Genomic DNA, 19,175 nt, shown 5'->3' on the forward strand with positions numbered 1-19,175 from the left:
CTAAGACTTCTGGACCGTCATCGAGGGATAGTTCACTTCGTCTTGAAGTTGTTGTTTTTTTGCTTTTGGCGCTGTGAAGGCACTTTTTGTATCTTCAACATCGTCATCATATACATCTTCCTCGTAAATTTCGTCGTAACCATCCTCATTGTCTACTTCCATGCCAAAAACCTTAATAATTTTATCCTTAAATTTTTCTGCTGCCATCGTATCTCTCCTAACTAAATATTTTGCGTCCAACTCTAATCATATTGGAGCCCTCTTCTATTGCAATGGTATAATCATCAGTCATACCCATGGAAAGATAATTCATTTGAATAACCTCACCCACAGATTCCTCTTTTATTTTATCATAAATTCTTTTTAAATCCACAAAAATCTCACGTATTTTGTCATTATTTTGAGTTAAAGGACCCATTGCCATCAGACCTTTGATCCGGATAAACTGATATCCGGACAACTCATTCAATACCGTTTGCAGATTTTCTTCGAGAATTCCAGATTTACTGTCTTCTCGAGCTAAATTTAACTGGAGTAAAACATCGGTAACAATTCCCTGTTTTTTTCCTTCCTTTTCAATGACATCCATCAACTCGATTGAATCGACAGAATGGATCAGAAAGGTTTTACCAATTAAATATTTTACCTTATTTTTTTGCAAATGTCCAATAAAATGCCAACGTGGCTGATCGCCCAGAACCTCGTATTTTTTAAGAAAATCCTGAACCTTACTTTCGCCAAGGTCAAAAATGCCAGCTTCTAAAACCGCCTGGGTTGCTTCCAGACTTTGATATTTTGTCACCGCAACTAGCGTAACATCTTCGGGTATTTCTGATTTGATCCGTTTTATGTTTTCTGAAATCACTTTGTTTCACATCCTTAGGGATAAATACTAATCCGCATACCACTGCTTAAATTCGGATTCTCATCGGTTCTCAAAACAGCATAGCCATTATTATACTTTTCCACAACAACCGGAAATGAATCACTAAAATAACCTTTTGTTACGGTGTCGATCAATGTCTCATCGCCAATTGTGTATACTGCACTTTTAGGTATTTCATAAGCACTGTAGTCCTGAATATAAACGTCAGATTTACCAATAACAACTTTTGCAAAATCATTGACATAATCTTTGAGCATCAGTACAACGATCTTTTGACCGCCTTCATCAATAACATCAACAAAATAACCGGAATATACCTGATCATCAAATTTAAATCTAAGCTTAGGAAAATAATAAAGCTGATCAACTCTTTTAATTAAAAACTCATAGTAATCTTGATTAATCCCACTGTCGGTAGTCCCCATCAATTCAGTCTTTAAGGCCTCAACCTCAGCTTCGCCCATAATGGCCATGTCACTTGGCATGGAAAAGGCGACATAAATGTGGTCATTATTTACAACCTTTAAAAGTCCTTCGGATTGCTGATCAACTTTACTGGCGGTTTTTAAAAAAGTGGTATTAATATAGGGGAGCATGCTTTCACTTAACGCTTTTTCAACTGGTTGGATCGATGTATAAACATAGCCACTCGAAAGTAATCCGAGCTCATTCAAGGCAATGTTTCTCGGTTGACCACCAAGCAGGCCAACCAGCGTTTGCCGTTTTTGTTGAAGGGCGGCTAAATCTAGTCCCATGTATTGCACTGATTCAATCAGAAATTTTTTTCGTTCCCGCTCTGTTTCACCGATCTGGTTGGTAATGCTCGAAATACCTTGATAATTCGTAACCATATCGCCCACGATCCGGCTCCAGTTGTTATAATACTCTTCTTTAATGATCGTGTCAATCACGGCAATTTGTTGATTTAAATATTCCGTATTAATAACCTTCGGCGAATTTGTCAACGGTTTATAACCATTGGCTTTTTCCCCTTCCATCAGCGATAAATCACTGGCCTGGAAATTATCGAGCGTTCGATAATCAACATCTTTGAAAAAATACATCTCTGTTTTATACGATTCAGTATACTCTTTTTTTTCGAGCAGCATGCTCATATTACCCCGGTAACTGGAAATAATAATTATTGCTACAATAAAAAAAACGATGCCAACAACAATTTTTCTTAAAGAATTGACTCGTCTATTATTTTTTCTTTTAATTTGACCCATATTTTCACCTTAATAAAAAATGGTCTGAGTGAGAGGATTTGAACCTCCGGCCTCTTGACCCCCAGTCAAGCGCGCTACCAAGCTGCGCTACACCCAGACAGTAAATATATTATAATGAATCACGGGGGATTAATCAAGCTTTTTTTTATTTATTTTGTTTAAACCAACAAAAATACATCAATATTTAAGGTATCTGCGTTAAAAACCGCAGATACCTCTTTCGTAATTAATTACCCATTCGTTTTTCCATAGGGGTCGATTTAATCTCAGCATTATCGATAACAGCAATGATCACGGGTTGATACTTGCTGTTAAATCGTCCCTGACGATCAAAGTGACGGATTGCCAGATAGGCGATGGCCGTTAGACAGATTCCTGTCAAAAAAGAGACCAGCACTTGATCCAACCCTAATTTGAAGCTACCAATCACATAATATGTCACGCTACTTCCTAAAATAAAGGCAACAAGCGGTATTCCATACATGATAAATGCGGCAACAAAGACATTGACAAATTGCATTTCAACCTCTACCGTTTCACCGATTTTGGCATTGATTGAATTCTTGGCAGTCGTTAGCATTACTGACTGATCTTTGCTGATGTGACAGGCACCACAGTCACCACAAGCTGAATTCCGTTTTATTTCAACTTCTGCATTATTTCCCCGAAGTGATCTAATTGTTCCTATTTCTTTCATTACAATTCATCCACAGAGATACCCAAATCGATGAGTTGATCCAGACTCGCACTCGCTGGTGCATCCATCATCAGACAACCATGATTTTGAGTTTTCGGGAAAGCAATGACGTCACGAATATTATCATTATCGGTAAGCAACATCACCAGACGATCCAAACCAAAGGCCAGCCCACCATGTGGTGGTGTTCCATATTTAAGAGCTTCCAATAAAAATCCGAATTGCTCCCAGGCTGATTCCTGAGTAAAGCCCAACGCTGTGAATACTTTTTCCTGGATTTCCTGGTTATGGATACGAATACTCCCCCCCCCAGTTCGACCCCGTTTACGACCATATCATAAGCATCCGCCCGAACCTTTAGCAGATCGGTTTCCAGATACTGCAAGTCTTCTTCCAGTGGCATGGTAAAGGGGTGGTGTTTAGCGGTATAACGGCCTGCTTCCGGGTCATATTCCAATAATGGAAAATCCGTTACCCAGAGAAAATTATACTGGTCTTTTAAATCATATTCCAATTTACGTGCCAGTTCCAGTCGTAATTGACCCAGAGCATTACAGACAATTTCGTTGGTGTCGGCGATAATAAAGATTAAATCCCCTGGTTTTGCATCAGTTTTTTCAAAAATTGCGGTTTTTTCTTCTTCTGAAATGAACTTCAGGATTGGTGATTTCATTTCGTCTTCGGATACGTCGATCCAGGCTAAACCTTTGGCCTTATAAATCTTAGCAAAATTTTCAAGTCCTTTAATGCCTTTTTTACTTAATTTAGCCTGCGCCCCTTTAGCGTTGATAGCACGAACACTGCCACCCTTTTTCACGGCACTCGAAAAAACTTTAAATTCAGAATTTTCAACAATTTCTGATAAGTCAATCAATTTTAAGTCAAATCGGGTATCTGGCTTGTCCGAACCATATTGATCCATCGCTTCCTGATAGGTCATTCTTACCATTGGCGTTTGAACATCGACGCCTTTTACTTCTTTCATAATCTTTGCAATCATTTCTTCGTTAATGGCAATAATATCGTCTTTGTCAATAAACGACATCTCCATATCGATTTGGGTAAACTCCGGCTGGCGATCCTGTCTTAAATCTTCATCACGGAAACATTTGGCAATCTGATAATAACGGTCAACGCCAGAAATCATTAAGATTTGTTTGTATAACTGAGGTGACTGCGGCAATCCAAAGAACTTTCCTTTTTGTACCCGGGATGGCACCAGAAAATCTCGGGCTCCCTCAGGAGTCGGTTTAGCCAGCATTGGTGTTTCGACTTCCAGAAAACCCTTCTCATTTAAAAAATTTCTGGCAATGGCAGCTGCTTGGTGCCGTGTTCTTAGAATTTTCTGGAATTTCGGTTTTCTCAGATCAAGGTAACGATATTTGAGTCGTACCGCTTCATTGGTCTGATCATTGTCTTCGATATAAATTGGTGGTGTTTCCGATGAATCCAGAATTTTTAATTCAATAATTTCAACTTCGATTTCACCTGTTAGGATATTTTGATTAACATTTTCCAGGCTTCGTAAAACAACCTTACCTTTAACCGATAAGACATACTCATTTCTGACCTTTTCTGCAATTTCAAAAGCTTCTGGTTTTTCTTCGTTGACCACCAGCTGAATTTTTCCGGAGCGGTCTCTTAAATCGATAAAAAGTACCCCACCAAGATTTCGACGATTATCTGCCCAGCCTGCCAATTCAACAACCTGCCCAACATTGCTTGCTGTTAATTCTCCACACATGGTATTTCTATAATAAGTATTCATTCTACCTCCAATGTATATAGTGATTTATTATCTTCTTAACCTTTATATTATAATGAAGATGTTGTGAGGATGTCAAGGATTATCATAAAGAGTCCAAGCTAACATTTCCACCTAATCTCCAGATTGATATACTATCCTCACCATTTGCATTTATTACGTCAATCCACCCTTTGAGTGTGGTGGCATCAGCAAACCAGATTTGATGCTGAACCTTGTTTTGATCCTCATAACTAAAATATAAACTGCCACTATTTTCATCTCGTTCAGCACTTTTCCCTGATTCAACAAGTAAGGTTTGTGCCTGTTTTTCTGTTACTGCGGTAACTTTATCATCTGAACGCCAATCAAACCCACCGGTAGCCAGGGCGTAGCTCTTTTTACCGGGTACAGCGTCCATTTTCTCAATTAACTGCTCAAGAAATTGATAGTCTGCCTTCGGACCCGGTTCACTATGAGATCCATATAAATTGTAACACATCATTACGTATTCCGGGCCTTCAGGAAACGCAATTTTTTCAAAGGGTGTTGATGGTTCCAAGACAATTCTCAGTTTAAGCTCTTCAACTTCACAAACAGCCCATAGTTCTTCAGTAAAGATCAAAAACAAGTTCCACAACTCATCATTTGATCTAATCCGTTCATAGTCAATTTCTAAGCCTTCGTATCCATTAGATTTTGCCAAACTGATCAACTCATCGATATGTTTTTTCCTGATCATCTCGTTTTGAAATAGAGCTTCCAGTAATTCCTGATCCTTTAATGAAGAACTGCCATTTGATAATACTTTATCATTGACAATTGTAAGATATTCGGTACGCTCACCATAATTCACATCTGAAAGCATCTGCTTGTGCAACTCTTCAATTTTCGATGGCATGATGATTTGATTTTCTTCATTAAAGTACGCTGCAAAAAAAGATACTTCATTTAGCTTTTCGGTGTTTAACAGTTCTTCCCGTCCACCTTCAGTGTCCCAATACACAGTCCATGCCAATAAAGTGTTATTATTCTGATTATTTTCATTTTCTGTCGTTAACTCTTTCTGTGCTTTAATCGGATTAATTTCCGCCTTATTACACGCTAAAATGAGTATCGGCATTAAAATAATTGTTCCTATTAAGATATAAAATCGACTATTCACTAGTAGCTCCTGTATTTAAAGTGTTTTGATGAACCAGTTTAATGTGTTTTTCCAAATCTCTTTGATTCTGAAAAAAAATAGTTCTCTGCCATGTAGGCAATTATCATAGATGACGGTTCCACTTTCTTCGCTAAAAACCGAATTGTTTTCGGTGATAACAATTTTTTCAAACACACCGTCATAAACATCATCTGTCAAATTTCTCTGGCTGTAACCATATCCTCCCCATGCCGACTCCAGGAATACTGCTCCTTCAGCAGTATTCTTTACCGTTAATCGATCAACGATCAGTTTGTTGTCAATCCTGATAGACAGGCTGTCTTCATATAAAGAAATCTCTAGAAAGCGATTCCCACTTTCACGGATGTCAATCGTAGGTGCATAAAGCTGCGAACCGTCATCAATCGATTTAGCATCTTCCTGAAGCTTTTGGTTTAAGCTATTTGTCAGCATCGAGGCTTCCTCAATACTCTTAGCATATTGAATATTGGTTTTAAGTTCTGCAATTTCGGCATTCTTTTTATCCTGATCAATTGAATTGACTTCGAATCCATCGACTGAGTTGAGATCTGTAACGGATAATACGACCTCAACTCCATTTTCTTTTTCTTTTACGATCACTTGATTATTCGCAACTTCTACAGATAAATTGTTACTCATGTCTGCAGCTGACCTTAGCAAAGCCTTTTGAACACCGTATTTATTCCCTTTCAAGCTCATTGAAAGATCAAAGTTTTTCAAAGATACATGATCCTTTAACTGAACTAAGCCGGTTCCTTCTGGTAAAGAAGTGAGAATAATCTGCTCACCTTTGAATTCACTCTCCCCCGTTATTGTCTCCCATTTAGATTTCTGCTTAGTATTACCTGAAACAAATTTGACGTTCTGGTTGGTATCGGCCTGAATTTTCATCAAAAGATGATTGGCTGACCAGTAAGATTGCGGTTGGAGTCGAGACAGGTCATAGACGGTTGAATCATGATTATTTTCCGCATTACCCTCTCGATTGAAATTAATTTCGAATAAATCTTTAATCCGCTGTTCATTGATTTCACTGACCTTATTATTGGTTGCAAACTGACCAGTATTTGAGTGCATCAGGATATAAAGTTTTGGTAGCTTATTTATTTCTTCTGAATAAATAGCTTTCATTAAATCGTAATCTTCATTAATTCGCGCGGTCATCTCGTCGTATGATTCAGTCGGGATTCCGTATTCATCACGAATATAGTCCATCAAATAATGGTTATAGTCTCTGCCAAGATAGCTCGCAACTCCTGCAAATTTCAGTGTATCAATGTGCCCAAGAAAATTCTTATAGCGATCAAAAACATTGATATATTCGAGTCGATAACCGTTTGTTCCCAGTTCCCAAAAGGTGCTCTTTTCTAACTGGATTAAATCTTCCGGTGATAGAAATTTAGGATCGTTTTTATCAAATTTGTCCGCATATGTGAGCATTGTTGCCTTAAAATTATAGCGCTCCATGATTTCCTGTGCAAATATTGCCGTGTCCCGCCGACCATCTTCAAAAATTAGAAACAGCGATTTATCCGGCAAATCTTTAACACCAGCGTAATAATCGATAATGTCCTGTTGCGTAATAGTAACATAACCCGATTCATAAAGAGATCTAAGCTGTTCATTTAGTCGTTCCGTTCCAATTAAGGTATCGTCACCGGTCTGATCGACTCCAAAATATGAAATGGCAATAAAGCCATTATCAACATTTGTTTGTTTGGCCAGATTTTGATTGTATTTTTTTAAATTAAAAGTCGCGTTAACAATCAATAATAACACAGAGATTAGTACGATTATCTGTACAATACTTCGCAGAATTTTTTTACGATCCTTATTTTGCAAAAATTTATCATTTTTCATTTTGATCCTGACCAATCTTCTTTAAGTTTAACTAATTATCAGAAAATTCTTCTGTAAATTTTTTTGCTTCCCGTTTTTCTCTATGTTCGTCTTTTTTTCGCTGTTCTTCAATATCTTGAGGAGTCATTCGTGTTCCCCAAGTCGATTTCCAGAATGTAACCCAGGCAATTGGCATCTGCCAAAGTAACACAACTTCATAATACAGGCAGAATAACAGGCCAAATATCCACGTCGTACTTTTTCGCATAAACAACTGCATCAGACTCATAAGCATAGCCATCATCAATAGCCCCACAAAAAATGTTGTCGGAAATACCCGTAAGACGATGGGTATATATATCAGGTTATAAATAACAACGATAGGTGCCGCAATGGGTACTATCAGACCCATATAAAAGAATACCGACATAAACGGCTCTTTTTTCCAGATAAAAGATCCCGCAATCAGTGACTCTCGTAACCACGACCGTTTCCAACGCATCTGTTGTTTGAGAAAAACATTATACTGATTCGGAACAATCGTAGAACAAACAGCACTGTCCTGATAACCAGTCCGATGATGCTGTAATACAAAATTTGTCATGCTTCGGTCATCTCCAAAAGTCGCTTTCTGCCCAAAGAAAGTCTGATTAAGCCATTCATCTTTATTATCTAGGACGATCTTTTTTCGATAACAGGATAAAGGACCCGACAAACATGTAACCGCATCAAAATACGCTTCTGCTGCTTTCATAATTCTGAAAGAAATATAATATCGTACTGCCTGCATTTTTGTCAGCTCATTGGTAAAAGTATTGGCAACATCAGTTCTCCCTGCGACACCACCCATCTTGGGATCTTGAAAGGGCTGTACGATATTCCGTATTGCAAACGGCTCAAGAAAGCTATCTGAATCAACAAACACCAGCAATTCATGTTGAGCTAGTTCAGCGCCTAAGGCCAACGCATCTCTTTTACCCTTATTCTCTTTTTGCACAACATACTGTAAACGTTCTTTCGTTTTGTAACGATTTGCTTCCTGATATAAAAGTTCAACAATTTCATGTATTTTTTCGACTGATCGATCATTTGAGCAATCATCAACAATAATTACTTCAAGTTTATCAGCTGGATAATCTTGATTAATACAACTCAATATACATCTCTGAATCCACTTCTCTTCATTGAAACAAGGCACAATTATGGTGACTCCGGGTGTAAAATCAGGATTTATAGGGACTTGCTTGTATAATATCCCAAAAAATATCGACTTAGCAAAAAAACGGCTGCGATGATGCTATAAAGATACAGTGATTTATTAAATTTAAAATAGATCACACTCTCCGCACGCATCAATACAATAATAAGAGTCACGGTCAACAACAATGCACTTGCAACGACTAATGAATAACGATCTTTCTTTTTACTGGCATATTCGGCAAGGGTAATTTCAAATTCCATCCCGCATAGAACAGCGTCCTCTTGGTCAAGCACACGCTTTCTGACAGCTTTCGCCTTGATATTTACTTTCATTTCGTAGCCTTCGGGCATTGACCCAGGCAAAATCTCAAACTTTAAAAAATAATACTCAGCCTCCTTTATGAGTTTACTCTCTTCTGTTGAAAGTAACACCGACAAGCCTGTTGTTGAAATGTCTTTTACCTGACAGTGAATAGTTTTTTTGAGGTTATTTTTAACGCAAATCAACACCGCTTTAAAATCCACCTGGTAACGAGTACCACCTTTTTTCCCTTCATAAAGCAATTGAATATCCTTGCCGTCGCCAAATATTTTTTCTCCTCGACGATCAACGTTGTTTCGAACTGCTTCAACATCAGGTACATTTGATAGTAATCGTCTATCGCCATTTTCATGGGTCAAGATATCAACATAGTTACGTTTTTTCTTCTGGTCTTTTTTTGAAAAATCATTTAAACAATCTCATTTCTGATTATTTTCTAACGCACTTCCGTAAAACATACACCTATTTATTACTCAGGTAATCACTCAATTTAGCAAATGTGTACCGTTCATTTTCAGGCTTCTGTTCATTTTCCGTCAAAAACAAGTCAAGTCCTTCTGCCGTAAAACCACTCTGATCATTTATATGAAGCACCGCAATGCTTCCAGCTTCGATATTATAGGTTCCATTCCCATATACCAGCGTATTATATACTTCTTCAGGACTAGTACAATCATAGTCGTGAACCGAGAAATCGCCGCTAATACTCTTTTGAAAGCCACATTCAAATACTGTTTGTAACCCCGCTTTGGAAACGGCTAGGGTAGGCGGTCTAAAGAATAAATCATCCTTAGTAACATCACCAACTATTCTGGATAAAGCCTGATTACTTTTAACTAACTCCGTCTGAAGCGCTTCCTTTTCGTTGCTATCATCATCAATATCGATCTCCATGTGGAAATAATTGTGGCTGCCAATATCATGTCCACGAAGCGCCATTTCGCGAAGCAGATTGGGATTGGGACTTATTTGTTCATCCTCTGGTAATTGTTCCTGATCAACATCAACATTTTTGGCAATAATAAAGAACGAAGCCTCAACCTGATGTTTTTCCAGGACATCCAGAATGGACATCACCACTGGATCGCCTCCCCAGTCATCAAATGTCAGGAATACAACATTTTTTCCATCGGTATCAACTTTGCCACTGATATCAATACCAGTTGTATCGGTGAATCCCTTGAGATTTGAACCAGACACACTTGGGTTTCCAATGTAATCAGAATAAATCATTTTTGTTGCAACTTCTTGACTGACCTTGTCTGTTTCAACTTCGTCACTCGGTTCCTGAATCGCATACAAACCAAGTTGTCCGGAGTCTGCATTTTCATATGTATTGATCATCTGCATTAATGGCAAAATCTTAAAGTCCAGCGGAATCTGAATTGTTTCATAAATTGACTCATCTTCAGTACTTTCGATACAAACCGCAACGTACCCATTAAAGACATATTTTGCTGCAAGCTGATCAACCAGCTCAGCAATCATATCATCATTTTCACCAAAAACAGTTGAATCCATACGAAAATAGGCAATATCACCACGTTTTAGTGATTTATAGACATGAACAGGCAGGCATGACTCAAGGATTTCCTGTGAGTTCATTCCCGCAAATGAGTTTCTCACCATCGATACAGAATAAGTAATCAAGTTAAATTCTTTATCACCTTCATTGATCGCGGAAACAGCTTCTCTGATATTACCTTCAGAGTAGCCATAGCCCGGCATATAGTTATTCGTCTCGATACCTATTTTCTTTAATAGTACGTCACATTTATAAATTTCTTTACATATTTCTTCCGTCGTCAGACTCTGTAAACGTGAATCCTGAGTAACTCCGCCATTACCGACATCGTGCCCTCTTTCAATTATTTTTCTGACTCGTTCCGGATATTTCTCAATTTCATCAGCAGTAACGAAGAAGGTTGCTTTAACATCGCCTATCATATCTAACTGATCCAGCACTTTTTCTAGCACCAGATCATTACTCAATCCTCTAAAAGTAAAAACAACCCCTCTTTCTGAAGTATACAAGTGATCGACCACGTCGGCCTTTTTACCATCATTTGCTTTAATCATTGTTTGAAAATCAGGATAATCAATGGGATCTGTTTTTATTTTACTGCCATTGTCCGAAATGAGGGTGCTCGAACTTTTTACAATTGCTGTTCCGATAAAAGCTGATGCCTGAGTCGTCGCAAATTGATTCTGGGGTTGTCCAGTAGCCGTCGAAACCAATCCGAGTTCTTCAACGTAGATTGTTTTTACCTTATTCTCGTTTAAAGCTTTTAAAACCCACCCGATGACCTGAAGCAATTTTTGTTCTTCAGTTAATGATTCAGATTGAATACCAGTATCGGTTGGCGCTTTATCGATAGCTGGAGGTTGCGGTTGACTTGCTTCGGAGTATTCATTTTCATCCAATACACCGTCCAATTTTATGGTCACGATGCTACCTTTTTTAAGGTTCTTTATATAATTATTTGTCATTTCATATGACGTAAAACTCTGATAATTAAGATATTCATTTGCAGCTACCACCTGATTAAGATTACTGGCATATGCGGACTCTAAAATAGCATCATTATAGTTAATTGTATTACATTTTAGTAGCGTCGGTTGTATTCCCAAAATGGTTTTTAAAATAACATTTGTCCTGCACAAATCTTTAATTTGCTCTTCCTGACTATCGTTAAGAATTTCTTTAGAAGCAGATAAAGTATAGTTGCCAAATTTTTGATGATTTTCAGTAATCAATTTTACAGTGTCACTGTCTTCTGCCGCTTCAATACCTGGTACAAAGAAAGTTGCCTTTGAACTACTGTCATTCATTAATTTGAAAATCTCTTTCATTGTCTCGCGATCAGTGAGTCCGTCAAATGTCAATGCGATGATATTTTCATTTGTTTCTACCCCCGAAATAATGGTGGCTTTCTTCTTTTCAGTATTCAATTTGATCAATGCTTCATCAATTTCTTTCGAAGCATTATACTGAATTTTGTTAACAATCATTTCTTCAATCAAATTATTTGAGTTTCTAAACAGTAAATAAAAAATCGTTGTAAACAAAATAATCAATAAAAGCGCTAATCCTACAATTTTGATGCCATTACCCGCAATTCTTAATTTTTTCAAACCCGATACTCCTATTTTAGAGATTCCAGTACTGAAAACCAAGGTATTCAGCCTCATTTTTATTAAACAAACTTTTTATATCAATAATTACTTTCGGCTTCATTTTAACATGTTGATACATTTTCCCGACATCAACTAACGAGAGCTTTTTAAACTGATCATGGGCGACTGCAAAAATAATACAATCAGCTTCGTGAACTTTTTCAATTTCAACCATTTGCTGATTGAAAGTTTTGTACACTTCTGCCGCATCTGCAACCGGATCACAGATTTGTGGTTTAATGTTATAATCGTTTAATTGATTGACGATGTCCATTACTTTTGAATTTCTTAAATCTTTACAATTTTCTTTAAAAGTAATCCCCATAATATAAACATTTGCTGTCTTGATGTTTATATCCGCCCTGATTAATTGTTTAATAATTGTATCGACCAGAAATTTACTCATATCATCATTTATCTTACGACCTGCAGATATAATTTGCGAGCTATATCCCAATTTCTCAGCTTCATATATAAAATAGTACGGATCTACTCCGATGCAATGACCGCCAACGAGGCCTGGGTGAAAATTCAATGCATTCCACTTTGTATTCATTGCATTTATGACTTCCTTTGTATTAATGTTCATATGATCAAATATCATTGCCAACTCGTTCATAAAAGCGATGTTAATGTCTCTTTGCGCATTTTCTGCTATCTTCGCTGCTTCTGCAACCTTAATCGAATCTGCCTCAAAAATATCTGCTTCAATGACCAACTTGTATACTTTCGCTATTTCTTGACACGTATACGCATCGATTCCAGAAACAATTTTAGGAATATTTTTGACGCGGTGGGCTTTATCTCCAGGATTAATCCGTTCTGGCGAATAGCCAACAAAAAAATCCTTTCCAATTGTCAGTCCCGATTCCTGGCATAAAATCGGAATGCAAATATCTTCAGTCACGCCTGGATAAACCGTTGATTCGTATACAACTATAGATCCCTTTTTAATGTGTCTGCCTACCATTTTACTTGCTTCAATGACGGGATTCAAATCTGGTCTTTTGTCAAGATAGATGGGCGTAGGGACGGTAATTATGATAAAACTTGCCTCTTCAATGGATTTTTCATCATCGGTAAATATGAGGCTTGTTTTACTTATCGCTTCATTACCAACTTCATCTGTTGAATCAATCCCCCGTTTGTATAATTCAATTTTATTCTTATCAATGTCAAAACCGATTGTCGCTGTCTTTTGTGCGAATTCGATTGCTAGTGGTATTCCAACATAACCAAGTCCGATAACAAGCACTTTTTCTTTTTTACTACACAGATCTTCATATAAGCTCATTTTAAACCTCACTTTGAAATTAGAACATTTTTGGAATAATAAATGGTACAAAAAAAAGCTACCAAAACTCTGGTAGCTAGACGATCATAGTATACACAAAAATATGCTTACCTTAGACTCTGTGCTTTGCGTCTCTAACTTTCGTCAAATTTGCCTTTAGTGTCTATATTTAGATGTCTCAAATACATTCAAACTTTAACACAGTTGTATCGGTTTTGTCAACATTATTGTTGCATTTTACGTTGAATTTTATCTTTCTAAAGTCATAATCATCGGAAGATTTCAATCTAGTAAAATAGACACATATAATTTTTGTATCCTGAGAGTTTCTTCTCCACAATCTCCTCAAACCGTTCATTATAAGTTTTCACATCTTTTACCGTAAAAACCTTGGAGATATTATCGGTCACTGGATCATAGAGGTTTCCCGTTGCTCCAGCCCCAATACCTAGAGTTGACTGGCACTCAGCCATCATTAAAATGTTATAAATTCCTTCATGCCCCCGCTTGGCATACCCGACATTTTCACTGTTGCCCCGAGTATATTTTAGTCGATACAGATAATAGGGATCGAAACCTTCTGCAGCCAAGCGTTTTTTTACCGATTGATAAAAATCTTCACCATAGCCCTCGTTAACAACAATCCCGTTTTGATCTTTTAATCGAGAGCCTTTTTTAATCGACAAATTATGGATTGTGATGTTTTGAGGATCCAGGGCAAGAACGGCTTCCAGGGATCGTAAAAAATCTGCTGGTGTTTCATTTCCCAGTCCGGCAATTAGATCCATGTTCAAGGTTTTAAACCCGATTGACTTAATTAATGCCACCTGTTGTTCGAGAAGTCCCGCTTCCCATGGCCGTCCAACACTGAGTAACGTTTGCGGATTCATAGACTGCGGATTCAGACAAATGCGATCTACCTTATAATTTTTTGCTACTTCCAGCTTTTCCTGATTAATCGTTTCGGCTCGCCCTGCTTCCAGAGTATATTCCCTCAACTGCGATAAATTAAAGCTACCCTCAAGTACTGACATCAGCTGTTCCAATTGATCGGCACTTAACACGGTTGGTGTGCCGCCACCGATATACAAGGTGTCAATTTGCAAATTGGAAGCCTTTAGAACTTCCCCTGTTTTTTTAATTTCAATAAGTAAATGATCCAGATATCGCTGCAAATTTTCACCCTTTTTATCGACAATCGTGGACACAAAGGAGCAATAGTCACATTTAGAGGGACAGAGAGGAATTCCTACGTATATACTAATAAGGCGATTCGCCTCACTAACCTGTTCACTGGGAATGAGGCTGGCTTGTGTTTTTGAAATCTGAAGCAAAAGATCGGTGCGGTCATTGCTGACACGATAATAATCCCTGAATCTATTTCTTATTTGGGTTGTCGTCCTACCCTGTTTGTAATATTTCTGTACCATTTTTACTGGTTTAATACCGGTTAATGTTCCCCATTGCAGCCTTTTTTCAAAGTACTCAGATAGAAAATCATAAAGAAACCCCTTATAAAGGCTATTTTCAAGGGGTTCGACGCTGTTATTGAATTGATAGGTTCGAGTTAGTGCTTTACCACCTTCCCATGTCAAAGTTAGCACAACTTGTGTTCCTTCGGTTTTCTCAACTAATACACCATCTGCTTTTCCTGTCAAGACATTTTTTACACCCGGATCGAAGGCCTGATATAATTCATGAAAATAATATTCTAATTCTGGCCGTTCCAGATCAAAGCGAAGCACTCTCATTGGCCCCTCCTAGAAACGCCCCTTTAAAAAAGGATTGTGCATTTTTTCGTACCCAATGGTCGTATTCCCACCATGTCCCGGTAGTACAATGGTTGCATCATCAAGGATAAACAGTTTCATCTCAATCGCATTGAGTAACTCACTTAAGTCGCCGTCTGCAAAGTCCGTTCGGCCGATTGAAGTGTTAAAAAGAGTATCTCCAGCTATGAGCTGACCGTCTGCCAAGAAACAGACCCCTCCCTTTGAGTGACCAGGTGTATGTATTGTGCGGATAACAATCTCTCCTATTGTGATTGTTTCATTTTCGTTTAAATATCCATCAGCTGGCGCCAGTACCATGTCGATTCCAGCCAATGCTGAGAGGTTTCGTTTCGGATCCACAAGACAATCCGCATCATTTTCGTGAATCAGAACCTTAGCTCCAGTTAATTGCTTAATCTGATTAACGCCACCAAGATGATCGAAATGACCATGTGTCAGCAGAATGTATTTTACTTTGAGTTTATTGTCATTAATGATGTCACCAATTTGTTGATCCTCAAATCCGGGATCAACCACCGCCGCTTCCAGTGTGTTCTCATCCCAAACCACGTAACAATTTGTGCCCATTTGTCCCAGAGATTTTTTGATTACTTCCATATTGCTTTCCTTATCTATTTAATCAATTTAAAAAACTTTTTCACTATCTAATAACAGGGTAACCGGGCCATCGTTGACAATCAATACTTCCATTTCAGCCTGAAAAACACCCGTCTCAATTTTTTTAATTGGTTGAAGTTTTAATTTATCAACAAAAATGGCATATTTTTTTTCTGCAACATCTACTGGCCCACTTCGGGTAAAGCCTGGCCGTCTGCCCTTACGACAATCACCGTAGAGAGTAAACTGTGAGACTACTAACAATTCACCTTCTTCATCGAGAATGGAGCGATTCATTTTGCCATCTTCATCTTCAAATATTCTCAGGTTAACCAACTTATTTATGATATAGTCCATATCTGCCTCGGCATCATCATCTTTAATGCCCAGAAGTACATTGAGTCCATGGCCAATTTTTCCCACTGTTTCATTGTTGATCCGTACTTCTGATGCGGTCACCCGCTGTATTACTGCCCGCATAACTACTCCTTATACTCGGTAAATCTGTGTAATTTCTTTTATCTTGTTCAAATTCTTAATCAGCAAATTTAATTCCCGACGGCTTTTTACCTCGAGCGTGGCCGAAAAAAAGTCATATTCATTTTTCTCATTTTTCGCATTCAGAGCTGTCACCGGAATGCCCATATCCAGAAATGTTTTCGAAATTTGAATAATCGTACCCGGTGATTCTTTGGCTTTTATGTGTATTTCTGCTGTAAATGATCCGGTACCGTATTTATTCCACTCTACTTCGACAATCCGGTTGGGATCCGTGAGATTAAGAACATTGGAACAATCCGCCCGATGAACTGAGATCCCCCGGCCTTTTGTGATATATCCTACAATTTTATCGCCAGGCACCGGATTACAACATTTGGCAAAGTGGACATCAATTTCGTTATGTCCCGCAACAATCACTGTACTACTGGATTTCTTTGGATCTTTGGTCGGTTTTTTTAAGACGATCTCTTCAACTTCTTCAGGAAATTCCTTAGGAAACAGCAGTTTCATCTTTTGAAAAACAGTTCCAATTTTTATCCCATTATAGCCAATAGCAGCATAAAAATCGTTGAGGCTCTTATAACTGCACTTTTCAGCCAGAACCTCTAGATTATTTAAATTTAACAAATTCGAGTGTTGCAAGCCCTCTCGTTTGATTTCACGCTCCAAAATACTTCGGCCCTTTTGGATGTTCTCGTCTTTTTCCTCTTTTTTGAAATATTGCTTGATTTTATTCCGGGCATGAGGACTTTTAACAAAGGTCAGCCAATCTCTACTGGGACCATTTGAATTCTTGGAAGTCATGACTTCCACGATGTCTCCGCTCTTCAAGGGACTATTCAGTGGAACAATTTTATTATTGACCCGAGCCCCGACACAGCTGTTTCCGATATCACTGTGAATTCGGTAGGCAAAATCCAGGGGACATGATCCTGCCGGCAACGGAACCACTGCGCCTTTTGGCGAAAAAACATAGACCTCTTCATTGAGAAGATCAACCTTAATGGTTTCCACCAATTCTCCGGCGTCTTCAGAATCCCGCTGGAGTTCAAGCATTTGCCGAAGCCAGGACATTTGAACCTCATACTTATTGTCCTTGGCATCCATTCGTCCTTCTTTATATTTCCAGTGGGCAGCGATTCCATATTCTGCAGTTTCGTGCATTTCTCTGGTACGAATTTGAATTTCGAAGGGTTCTCCTTTGGGTCCCATTACCGTTGTATGAATGGACTGATAGAGATTTGGTTTAGGCATGGCAATATAGTCTTTAAAACGTCCTGGGATGGGCGTCCATTGTGAATGAACCACGCCCAGCACCCCATAACAGTCTTTTAACGAATCAACAATAACCCGAACGGCAATCAAATCGTAGATTTCATCGAAGCTGCGGTTTTGGCTTTTCATTTTTCGGTAGATACTGTAAAAATGTTTAGACCGCCCATAAATCTCAGCATGGGTACCAACCTTTTCGATTTCTTTGGATAACACTTCAATTACATCAGCAATATAGGCTTCCCGGGCGCTTTTCTTAATTTTGATTTTTTGAACTAAATCGTAGTATCCTTCCGGATCCAGATATTTTAGTGCCAAATCCTCCAGTTCCCACTTGATGGTAGAAATTCCCAGTCGATTTGCCAAAGGTGCATAGATATCCAACGTTTCTTTGGCTTTCTCAATCTGTTTAGCTTCCCGCATGTATTCCAAAGTTCGCATGTTGTGAAGCCGGTCAACCAGCTTGATCAAAATGACCCGAATATCTTTGGACATAGCCAAAATCATTTTACGGAGGTTTTCCGCCTGGCTTTCTTCTTTAGACTGGAAACCAATCCGCCCAATTTTTGTAACCCCCTCCACCAGATCCGCAATATTTTGATTGAATTCTTCTTTAATATAATCATATGAATAGATTGTGTCTTCAATAACATCGTGCAAAATAGCGGCCACAATTGTTTCCGTATCCATTTGCATTTCAGCCAAAATATAAGCAACAGAAACCGGATGAATTACATAGTCTTCTCCAGAAAGACGTTTCTGATCTTTATGTGCTTCCCGGGCCAGATCATAGGCTTTAACGATCATATCCGTTTGAGCATCTGGATTGTTTGCTTTAACCAGATTTATTACATTGTCAATTTTTCCTCTTATTGCATCATTATCCATATCGTTTCTGCCTTTATTAATGAGTAGTCTTTAGTAGGGGTAGGTCACAATCGAGTGTACAAAATAATTCTTAAGAAGCTCACGCCCCCCCAATTCAGTCAGTTCAATCAAGGTGATAATGCCCGAAATTTCCCCACCAAGATTTTCGATCAATTTAGTAGCTGCCATCATCGTTCCCCCGGTTGCCAGTAAATCATCCACAATAATAACCCGATCTCCCGGCTTGATGGCGTTTTTTTGGATTTCGACAATATTTGATCCATATTCAAGATCATAAGCTTCAGATGAAACCTCACCAGGTAATTTTCCGGGCTTTCGAACGGGCACCAGACCAGCACCAATCAAGTATGCCAATGGTGTACCAAAAATATAACCTCTAGCTTCAGGAATTACAATTATATTTGCATCAAGGGCTTTTGCCACCTTCGTCATTTCGTCAATGACATGTGCAAAAGCCTTTGGGTTTAAAATCAGACTGTTTATATCTTTAAAACTAATCCCTTCCTTGGGAAAATCTTCGTAAATACCAATGTTTTCTTTTAAATCCATC

At 38.3% G+C, this 19,175-nt stretch carries 16 protein-coding genes, 1 tRNA gene, 1 pseudogene and 1 riboswitch; all 18 genes and pseudogenes read right to left on the reverse strand.

Annotated elements, in window-relative coordinates; translation table 11 throughout:
* Positions 1 to 207 carry a hypothetical protein gene (locus CHL1_RS10705; protein WP_250932817.1) on the reverse strand — a complete coding sequence of 69 codons (207 nt, stop codon included), beginning with the start codon at positions 205 to 207 and terminating at the stop codon, positions 1 to 3.
* A 10-nt stretch (positions 208 to 217) separates the two neighbouring features.
* Complete coding sequence (locus CHL1_RS10710) at positions 218 to 865, reverse strand: YggS family pyridoxal phosphate-dependent enzyme (RefSeq protein ID WP_070371200.1); 648 nt, start codon at positions 863 to 865, stop codon at positions 218 to 220.
* 14 nt (positions 866 to 879) lie between these two features.
* Positions 880 to 2,115, reverse strand: coding sequence for a hypothetical protein (locus tag CHL1_RS10715; protein ID WP_250932819.1), 1,236 nt, complete (start codon positions 2,113 to 2,115; stop codon positions 880 to 882).
* A 20-nt stretch (positions 2,116 to 2,135) separates the two neighbouring features.
* Positions 2,136 to 2,212: transfer RNA gene (locus tag CHL1_RS10720), tRNA-Pro, on the reverse strand.
* Between the two features lie 129 nt (positions 2,213 to 2,341).
* Positions 2,342 to 2,812, reverse strand: a complete 471-nt coding sequence (locus CHL1_RS10725) for a SoxR reducing system RseC family protein (protein WP_250932821.1) — start codon at positions 2,810 to 2,812, stop codon at positions 2,342 to 2,344.
* Positions 2,812 to 2,955, reverse strand: coding sequence for a hypothetical protein (locus CHL1_RS18520; RefSeq protein WP_420840501.1), 144 nt, complete (start codon positions 2,953 to 2,955; stop codon positions 2,812 to 2,814). Before CHL1_RS18520 ends, CHL1_RS10725 begins: the two co-directional genes overlap by 1 nt.
* Before the next feature lie 3 nt (positions 2,956 to 2,958).
* Positions 2,959 to 4,580: pseudogene (gene aspS, locus CHL1_RS10735) on the reverse strand (aspartate--tRNA ligase); the annotation flags it as partial.
* Between the two features lie 82 nt (positions 4,581 to 4,662).
* The gene (locus tag CHL1_RS10740) at positions 4,663 to 5,721 is read right to left on the reverse strand and encodes a glycosyl hydrolase family 18 protein (RefSeq protein ID WP_250932827.1); all 1,059 of its coding nucleotides are present in this window, start codon (positions 5,719 to 5,721) and stop codon (positions 4,663 to 4,665) included.
* Between the two features lie 15 nt (positions 5,722 to 5,736).
* The gene (locus CHL1_RS10745; protein ID WP_250932828.1) at positions 5,737 to 7,602 is read right to left on the reverse strand and encodes a polysaccharide deacetylase family protein; all 1,866 of its coding nucleotides are present in this window, start codon (positions 7,600 to 7,602) and stop codon (positions 5,737 to 5,739) included.
* A 31-nt stretch (positions 7,603 to 7,633) separates the two neighbouring features.
* On the reverse strand, positions 7,634 to 8,737 hold the full coding sequence (locus CHL1_RS10750) for a glycosyltransferase family 2 protein (RefSeq protein WP_250932830.1): 1,104 nt from the start codon (positions 8,735 to 8,737) through the stop codon (positions 7,634 to 7,636).
* Between the two features lie 74 nt (positions 8,738 to 8,811).
* The gene (locus tag CHL1_RS10755) at positions 8,812 to 9,462 is read right to left on the reverse strand and encodes a hypothetical protein (RefSeq protein ID WP_250932832.1); all 651 of its coding nucleotides are present in this window, start codon (positions 9,460 to 9,462) and stop codon (positions 8,812 to 8,814) included.
* A 103-nt stretch (positions 9,463 to 9,565) separates the two neighbouring features.
* A complete protein-coding gene (locus CHL1_RS10760; protein ID WP_250932834.1) occupies positions 9,566 to 12,238 on the reverse strand; it encodes a polysaccharide deacetylase family protein in 2,673 nt (890 codons plus the stop codon).
* A gap of 16 nt (positions 12,239 to 12,254) precedes the next feature.
* Complete coding sequence (locus tag CHL1_RS10765; protein WP_250932836.1) at positions 12,255 to 13,574, reverse strand: nucleotide sugar dehydrogenase; 1,320 nt, start codon at positions 13,572 to 13,574, stop codon at positions 12,255 to 12,257.
* A 68-nt stretch (positions 13,575 to 13,642) separates the two neighbouring features.
* A riboswitch (cyclic di-GMP riboswitch) is annotated at positions 13,643 to 13,739 on the reverse strand.
* A gap of 122 nt (positions 13,740 to 13,861) precedes the next feature.
* Positions 13,862 to 15,325 (reverse strand): coproporphyrinogen dehydrogenase HemZ, encoded by a 1,464-nt coding sequence (gene hemZ, locus CHL1_RS10770; RefSeq protein ID WP_250932838.1) that lies wholly within the window; start codon positions 15,323 to 15,325, stop codon positions 13,862 to 13,864.
* A gap of 9 nt (positions 15,326 to 15,334) precedes the next feature.
* Positions 15,335 to 15,964, reverse strand: coding sequence for an MBL fold metallo-hydrolase (locus CHL1_RS10775; RefSeq protein WP_250932842.1), 630 nt, complete (start codon positions 15,962 to 15,964; stop codon positions 15,335 to 15,337).
* A gap of 27 nt (positions 15,965 to 15,991) precedes the next feature.
* Positions 15,992 to 16,444 (reverse strand): D-aminoacyl-tRNA deacylase, encoded by a 453-nt coding sequence (gene dtd / locus CHL1_RS10780; protein WP_250932844.1) that lies wholly within the window; start codon positions 16,442 to 16,444, stop codon positions 15,992 to 15,994.
* Between the two features lie 9 nt (positions 16,445 to 16,453).
* Positions 16,454 to 18,625: a RelA/SpoT family protein gene (locus CHL1_RS10785; protein WP_250932846.1), complete on the reverse strand. Its 2,172-nt coding sequence runs from the start codon at positions 18,623 to 18,625 to the stop codon at positions 16,454 to 16,456.
* Between the two features lie 30 nt (positions 18,626 to 18,655).
* A complete protein-coding gene (locus tag CHL1_RS10790) occupies positions 18,656 to 19,174 on the reverse strand; it encodes an adenine phosphoribosyltransferase (protein WP_148636429.1) in 519 nt (172 codons plus the stop codon).
* Position 19,175: the final 1 nt, after the last annotated feature.

The sequence above is a fragment of the Acetobacterium wieringae genome (assembly GCF_023700225.1).
GTDB lineage: Bacteria > Bacillota > Clostridia > Eubacteriales > Eubacteriaceae > Acetobacterium > Acetobacterium wieringae.

What these genes read in the sequence shown, in the direction of transcription:
- CHL1_RS10715 (WP_250932819.1), bottom strand. Translation starts at nt 2,115, where the DNA reads ATGGGTCAAATTAAAAGAAAAAATAATAGACGAGTCAATTCTTTAAGA.
- hemZ (WP_250932838.1), bottom strand. Translation starts at nt 15,325, where the DNA reads ATGAGAGTGCTTCGCTTTGATCTGGAACGGCCAGAATTAGAATATTAT.
- CHL1_RS18520 (WP_420840501.1), bottom strand. Translation starts at nt 2,955, where the DNA reads ATGTTGCTTACCGATAATGATAATATTCGTGACGTCATTGCTTTCCCG.
- CHL1_RS10745 (WP_250932828.1), bottom strand. Translation starts at nt 7,602, where the DNA reads ATGAAAAATGATAAATTTTTGCAAAATAAGGATCGTAAAAAAATTCTG.
- CHL1_RS10725 (WP_250932821.1), bottom strand. Translation starts at nt 2,812, where the DNA reads ATGAAAGAAATAGGAACAATTAGATCACTTCGGGGAAATAATGCAGAA.
- dtd (WP_250932844.1), bottom strand. Translation starts at nt 16,444, where the DNA reads ATGCGGGCAGTAATACAGCGGGTGACCGCATCAGAAGTACGGATCAAC.
- CHL1_RS10775 (WP_250932842.1), bottom strand. Translation starts at nt 15,964, where the DNA reads ATGGAAGTAATCAAAAAATCTCTGGGACAAATGGGCACAAATTGTTAC.
- CHL1_RS10705 (WP_250932817.1), bottom strand. Translation starts at nt 207, where the DNA reads ATGGCAGCAGAAAAATTTAAGGATAAAATTATTAAGGTTTTTGGCATG.
- CHL1_RS10785 (WP_250932846.1), bottom strand. Translation starts at nt 18,625, where the DNA reads ATGGATAATGATGCAATAAGAGGAAAAATTGACAATGTAATAAATCTG.
- CHL1_RS10790 (WP_148636429.1), bottom strand. Translation starts at nt 19,174, where the DNA reads ATGGATTTAAAAGAAAACATTGGTATTTACGAAGATTTTCCCAAGGAA.
- CHL1_RS10765 (WP_250932836.1), bottom strand. Translation starts at nt 13,574, where the DNA reads ATGAGCTTATATGAAGATCTGTGTAGTAAAAAAGAAAAAGTGCTTGTT.